Below are 6,037 nucleotides of genomic sequence, written 5' to 3'. Positions count from 1 at the left end.
GCGGCCGGGTCCTTGGCCAGACAGGCGGCGACCAGGTCCCGCAGCTCTCCGGTCAGCCCGCGGCCGAGCCGGGCCTCCTCGTGGACCACCTTGTAGAGCAGCGCGGCCGAGCTGTCGCCCAGGAAGGGCGGCTCACCCGTCGCCGCGTACGCCAGCACGGCGCCGAGCGAGAAGACGTCGGCCGCCCCGTCCACGCCCTTGCCCAGGATCTGCTCGGGCGCCATATAGCCGGGCGAGCCGATCGAGGCGCCGGTCGAGGTCAGGGACACCGTGCCCTGCGTGGCCCGCGCTATGCCGAAGTCGATCAGGCGCGGACCGTCCAGGGCGAGCAGCACGTTGGACGGCTTGACGTCGCGGTGCACCAGGCCCAGGGCGTGCACGGCGACCAGCGCCTCCGCCAGCCCCGCGCCCAGGGCCCGTACGGACGGCTCGGGCAGCGCCCCCTCGTCGGCGATGGCCTGGCTCAGGGACGGGCCCGCCACATAGCCCGTGGCCACCCATGGGACGCGCGCGTCCGGATCGGCGTCCAGGACCGGCGCGGTCCACTCCCCGCCGACCCGCCGCGCGGCCTCCACCTCGCGCCGGAACCGGGCGCGGAACTCGTGGTCGAGCGAGAAGTGTGCGTGCACGACCTTCACGGCCACGGTCCGGCCGCCCGCGCTACGCCCCACGAAGACCCGGCCCATACCGCCCGAGCCGAGCCGCCCGAGCAGTCGGTATGCGCCGATGACCTGTGGATCCTCCGCTCCCAGCGGCTCCATCCCGTCGCTCCCCCCTCGCCTGCGCCGCTCCAGCTTAGGTCCTGCCCCGGACATAACGCCGGGAGCGGAACCCGATGCGCACCAAGCCGTTACACCGCTTCCCAGGGCGGTCAGACGGCCATTTCACCCGGGCGGGAGCCCAGGTCCGCCGGGCGCACCCGTACGTCGGCGGGGTAGCCGGCCACCGGGCCGGTGCGGCGCGCGAACTCGGCGATGCCCTCCAGCTGACGCTCGCCCAGGCTGAAGTCGAGGGTGGTGAAGTAGCGCTCCAGGACCGACGCCTCCAGCGCCTCCCAGCGCGCCGCCTGCTCGGCGACCTTGGTGACCTCCACCAGGGACAGGTCCCGGGAGTCGAGAAACGCCTCGTGCACCTTGCTGACGATCTCCGGCTCCCGCTCCATGTACTCGCGGCGCGCCGCCCACACCGCGAAGACGAACGGCAGCCCGGTCCACTCCTTCCACATCTGCCCGAGGTCATGGACCTGGAGGCCGAGCTTCGGGGCGTAGTGCAGATTGGCGCGCAGCGCCGCGTCGCCGATCAGCACCGCCGCCTCCGCCTCCTGCATCATCAGGCTGAGGTCGGGCGGGCAGGTGTAGTAGTCGGGGGTGATCCCGTAGCGCTCGGCGAGCAGCAGCCGCGCCAGCCGTACGGAGGTGCGCGAGGCGGAGCCGAGGGCGACCCGGGCCCGGTCCAGCTGCTCGAGCGGCAGCTGTGAGACGATCACGCAGGACATCACGGGCCCGTCGCAGCCGACCGCGATATCGGGCAGCGCCACCAGGTCGTCGGCGTTGCGCAGGAACTCCACCAGGCTGATCGGGCCGATGTCGAGATCGCCGCGGACCAGCTTGTCGTTGAGGGCGTCCGGGGTGTCCTTGGTGAGCTCGACGTCCAGGAGGGCACCGCTGGTCGCCAGGCCCCAGTAGAGGGGCAGACAGTTGAGGTACTGGATGTGGCCGACCCTCGGCCGGGTCCGGCGGCGGGGCGGGTGGGCGCCGCCTTCGGCGGTCGTGGCGTCGTATGTACTCCGGGCGGGGGAACTCGGTGAATTGTCCACATACGGAGGCTAGCCCCGCACGTCGCGGACGACGGCGGCGGGGGCCGTCCGGGAGGCGCCGCGGGGGCCGGGGCAGCGCGCCCCGACCTGGGGTTCTATCCAATCGGCCGACCAGGGAAACCCCTCGAATTCGTGATCTTCGGCTCTTTCCCCGTGCACACGCAGCGTGCTAAGCTCACCGCAAGTTGCAGTTTGGTTTCCTTGCAGTACAAAGCCTGCGGAGCATGTAACCGCGGGCTTTTGTAGATTTTCAGACTTCTTGCAGGTTCTGGAGCAGGGCAACCCTTTGGCCCAAGGAGGGCTTATGGCTACCGGAACCGTCAAGTGGTTCAACGCCGAGAAGGGCTTCGGCTTCATCGCCCAAGACGGCGGCGGCCCCGATGTCTTCGTTCACTACTCCGCGATCAACGCGTCTGGCTTCCGCTCCCTGGAGGAGAACCAGGCCGTTACCTTTGACGTCACCCAGGGCCCGAAGGGCCCGCAGGCGGAGAACGTCAGCGCGGCCTGAGTAAGCAGTACCCAAGGAGCCCCGGTTTCCGCTTCGGCGGAGGCCGGGGCTCCTGCCTCGTTTCCGACCTTGAAATCTTCCCTATTCACTTAATCGTTTATTCACTTCAGATTCCGGCATTGTTTTCCGCGTCCTCCGCGATCTTCGCGTTCTTCGCATTCTCCGCCGCGTACAGCGCCTCGATCTCCTCGGCGAAGTCCCGGGCGACCACCGCCCGCCGCAGCTTAGAAGGCCGCGAGGCGGCGGCCGAGCGGGGAGCGGCCGCAGATCACATGGCGCACCTTGCCGCCGAGAACGTCCCGGATCCGGAGTAGACCAGCGGTTCGTACAGCGGCCTGCCGTATCCGGCCGCCCATTGCCTGCAGTTCGGGTGGAGTGAGGGCGGGCGCGGGAGGCGCTGACCGCTGTGGCATGACAACTCCCGACCCCTCAGTAACCTTACCTCAGAGTAACCATCCTTTGATTCGCCCAGGCAGACCTGTGCGAGTGCGCCGTGTGGCGGTGCCTGTTTACGTTGATGCCCTCGGGCCGTACACCAACGAGGGGTTGTGAACAGGTGCGAGCGACGGCACTTGGGCGTGTTCTGGCACGTATGAGTGAGCCTGCGGGCAGCGGCAGGCACACTTCCCCGGGTGGGGAACGGGAGTTCTTGCATCGAATATGTGACCTTTGCCAGTGGTGGTCGTTGGGTGTGGTGACGGATTTCTTCGACACTGGCCGGGGTGCAGGGGTGAGTGGACTGCGAGAGGTGGCGGCGCCGTTCCTGGTACCCGCCCCTTGCGGGGTCGCGATCCGTACCCGGCTGGGGCACCTGACCGCCCCGGACGAGAAGGTGCTTCGCCTGGTCGGCGACCTGCTTGGTTCGCTCGCTTCCCATGATCTGAAGGTGCGGTGTTCGGCCGGACTGAAGCACGACACTGAACAGTGGGCGCAGCGCAAGCGTGTCCTGACCGAGGGATCCTCCTCGCGCTGGGCAGGCAGCATCCACCGTGAGGCCGGGCGGGTGCATGTGGTGCGTGGCGGCAAACGGCTGCTGAACACCCGGCACCACCTGCAGGAAGCTCAGTTCGCCGAGGCCGAGTGGCGCAAGCGGTGGGAGGCTGGGCGCCGGTTCCTGCGGGCCGACGGCGAGTCCGGTAAAAGGTTTGGCAACGAGACCATCCGTGTCACACCCGGCGGCGAGGTCTCGATCAAGCTCCCGGCACCGCTGGCGTACCTGGCGAACGCGCCGCACGGCCGATACGTGCTCACCGCCCGCGCGGCGTTCGCGCACCGGGGCGAGCAGTGGGCCGACCGCGTCACCGCCAACCGAGCCGTCGCCTACCGCATCCACGAGGACACCGCCCGCGGGCGTTGGTATCTCACCGCATCCTGGACAATGCCACCGGTCCAAACCGTGCCGCTGGAGGCGGCCCGCGCGAACGGTCTGATCGGGGTGGACACCAACGCCGACCACCTCGCCGCCTGGCGCCTCGACCAGCACGGCAACCCCACCGGCGAACCACTCCGGTTCGCATACGACCTGTCCGGCACCGCCGAACACCGCGACGCGCAGGTCCGCCACGCCCTGATCCGCCTGCTGCACTGGGCCAAGCGCCACGGTCTCGCGGTCGCGATCGAGGATCTCGACTTCCAAGCGGAGACCACCCGCGAGAAGCACGGCGGCCGCAAACGGTTCCGCAACCTCATCTCCGGCATGCCCGTCAGCAAGCTGCGGGTCCGGCTGGTGTCGATGGCGGTCGAACTCGGCATCACCATCGTCGCCGTCGACCCGGCCTACACCAGCAAGTGGGGCGCCCAGCACTGGCAGAAGCCCCTCACGACCAAGACCAGGAAGACCACTCGCCACGATGCTGCCGCCGTGGCGATCGGCAGGCGCGCCCTGGGGCACCCGATCCGGCGACGGACGGCACCGCCCCGCACCCACCAGAGCGATGGGTGCGGGCATCGGACCGTCCAGGCCCGACCGGGCACCCCAGCGCGCGAGGGAATCCGCCCCCGCGTCCCCGGACCACGGACACGATCCGTGCGCGCCGGACGCGGAGCGAACGCGGTGGACCAGAACGCCCAACACCGTTCGGGGCGTCCGGCTGAGCATGAGCCCTGGCAACAGGACTCACTCCCGCTCAGTCTTCAGGAACGGTAAGTGCCCATGGCGATACGTCTCCCTATACGTGTCCCTGTCCGCCTCCCTGTACGCCTTCTGACGACCGCGTCGCTGACGGCGGGGCTGTGCGCCGGGCTGCCCGCTCCCCCGGCCTTCGCGGCCTGCGAGGACGCCCCGAACACCGCCGGATCCGTGGACGGTTCGGAGCTGACCTACGATCTGCACACCAAGTACACGGCGGAGTGGGACCGGGCGCGCGCCGCCTGGAACGCGCTGGGCAAAGTCGACATCCGGCCCGATACGGGCACGGCGTACGCGGATGTGGACGCGACCGACGTCGACCGCAGCGACGTCGGCTGGTCCGGCCTGTGGGAGCCCCACGACCTCGGCTCCGACGACATCGTCCTCAACGACCACTTCCTGAAGGACTACTCCGCCGAGACCAAGAACGGCGTGGTCACCCACGAACTCGGCCATGCGCTCAGGCTGGGGCACCACACCGACACCAGCGCGGTCATGTACTGCGACGACACCCGCACCGCCGGCACCCCGTCGGCCGATGACATCGCGGCCTACCGGGCCATCTGGGTGTGAACGGCGCCGTGTTCACCGATCTTCACCCCAGCGGAGCAGCGCGCACGGCGCATACGAAGCGCAGGGCGCGCGCAGGCGCGCGCACCAGGGCGATCGCGCTCGGCTCGGCCGTCCTGGCCCTCGGCGGCGGCGCGGCCGCGTGGTTCACCGTCCCGTACGGCACCACCCACTACCACCCCACCTACGCGGTACGGCTCGACACCCCGGAATTCGCCTCCGGTTGGGCCGACGACGTGTTCATCGGCAAGGTCACGGCGCGCGAGGGACTGCGGCGTACGAACGGCGACCGGCTGCTGTGGACCACCTACCGGGTCGAGGTGCGCAACACCCTCAAGGGCGAGGTGAGCGGCAGCGTACGGGTCGCCCAGGAGGGCGGCGACGATCCGCTGCGGCGGCAGCGGATCGTGGTGGGCGAGGCCCCCGCGCTCGAGGTGGGCAGGACCTATGTCCTGGCCACCCGGCTCGCCCCGGACGGCTGGCACACCGCCCCGTCCAACTTCCACCCGGTGGACCTGTCCCCCGCGGAGGGCGGCTCGGACAGCGGCACCGATATGTCCACGGTGTGGGAGAAGGGCGTCGCGCATCCGACCGCCCAGCGGCATACGCACCCCTCGGCGGTCTCCCGGGCCAAGGACCCCTCGGCGCTGTACGCCAGGGCCCACATCGGCTGAGCGCCGCGCCTACGCCCCTACGCGTTCGCCGGGCGACCAGCGCTCGCCCCGCAGCAGGTTGCCAAGCCCCGCCCAGGCGAAGTTCATCAGCGTGGCCGCCGCCTCCTCGGCCGAAGGCCCCCCGTCCGCCCGGCCGCCTGCCCACTCGGCCAGCGACTCCGCCGCGCCTACCAGTGCGTATGCGAGCCCAGCCGCCTCGCCGCCGGTCATCCGCCCCGTCCGCGCCGCCCCGCATCCGTGCTCCCGCACGGCCGTCCGGAGCAGATGGGTGACGAACTCGACGATCTCCGCCCGCATCGCGGCGACCTCCCGCGCGAAGGGGTCGCCGCGATGCGGGCGGA

Annotated in this window: 7 protein-coding genes and 1 pseudogene; 4 read left to right on the top strand and 4 right to left on the bottom strand. The window is 70.3% G+C overall.

Features of this window, described 5'->3' with window-relative positions; genetic code table 11:
- Both CCN51_RS33455 and CCN51_RS33450 read right to left on the bottom strand, forming a co-directional pair.
- Nucleotides 1–761 (bottom strand): serine/threonine-protein kinase (locus CCN51_RS33455; RefSeq protein WP_143675967.1); only part of this gene is annotated, 761 nt, incomplete at its 3' end.
- A gap of 110 nt (nucleotides 762–871) precedes the next feature.
- Entirely contained in the window at nucleotides 872–1,816 is a 945-nt protein-coding gene (locus CCN51_RS33450; protein WP_014178672.1) for a menaquinone biosynthetic enzyme MqnA/MqnD family protein, read from the bottom strand.
- Nucleotides 1,817–2,120: 304 nt separating this feature from the next.
- Between CCN51_RS33450 and CCN51_RS33445 the strand changes: the two genes are divergently transcribed.
- Nucleotides 2,121–2,324, top strand: a complete 204-nt coding sequence (locus tag CCN51_RS33445) for a cold-shock protein (protein WP_014178671.1) — start codon at nucleotides 2,121–2,123, stop codon at nucleotides 2,322–2,324.
- Nucleotides 2,325–2,548: 224 nt separating this feature from the next.
- On the opposite strand, the gene CCN51_RS54525 is transcribed toward CCN51_RS33445, so the two are convergent.
- On the bottom strand, nucleotides 2,549–2,737 hold the full coding sequence (locus CCN51_RS54525; RefSeq protein ID WP_143675966.1) for a hypothetical protein: 189 nt from the start codon (nucleotides 2,735–2,737) through the stop codon (nucleotides 2,549–2,551).
- Between the two features lie 317 nt (nucleotides 2,738–3,054).
- On the opposite strand from CCN51_RS54525, the gene CCN51_RS33440 reads away from it, so the two are divergent.
- The 3 genes from CCN51_RS33440 (at nucleotide 3,055) to CCN51_RS33430 (ending at nucleotide 5,696) form a co-directional block, all read left to right on the top strand.
- The gene (locus CCN51_RS33440) at nucleotides 3,055–4,470 is read left to right on the top strand and encodes an IS200/IS605 family element transposase accessory protein TnpB (protein WP_043487401.1); all 1,416 of its coding nucleotides are present in this window, start codon (nucleotides 3,055–3,057) and stop codon (nucleotides 4,468–4,470) included.
- A gap of 153 nt (nucleotides 4,471–4,623) precedes the next feature.
- Nucleotides 4,624–5,025 carry a matrixin family metalloprotease gene (locus CCN51_RS33435; RefSeq protein WP_238545439.1) on the top strand — a complete coding sequence of 134 codons (402 nt, stop codon included), beginning with the start codon at nucleotides 4,624–4,626 and terminating at the stop codon, nucleotides 5,023–5,025.
- A complete protein-coding gene (locus CCN51_RS33430; RefSeq protein ID WP_014178667.1) occupies nucleotides 5,022–5,696 on the top strand; it encodes a hypothetical protein in 675 nt (224 codons plus the stop codon). Before CCN51_RS33435 ends, CCN51_RS33430 begins: the two co-directional genes overlap by 4 nt.
- A 9-nt stretch (nucleotides 5,697–5,705) precedes the next feature.
- Here CCN51_RS33430 and CCN51_RS33425 read toward each other — a convergent pair.
- Nucleotides 5,706–6,037 (bottom strand): annotated as a pseudogene (locus tag CCN51_RS33425) (TetR/AcrR family transcriptional regulator); the annotation flags it as partial.

It is taken from the genome of Streptomyces milbemycinicus (assembly GCF_002154605.1).
GTDB lineage: Bacteria > Actinomycetota > Actinomycetes > Streptomycetales > Streptomycetaceae > Streptomyces > Streptomyces milbemycinicus.
The sequence above is the reverse complement of the archived record's forward strand: the minus strand, read 5'-3'. Positions and strand labels throughout refer to the sequence as shown.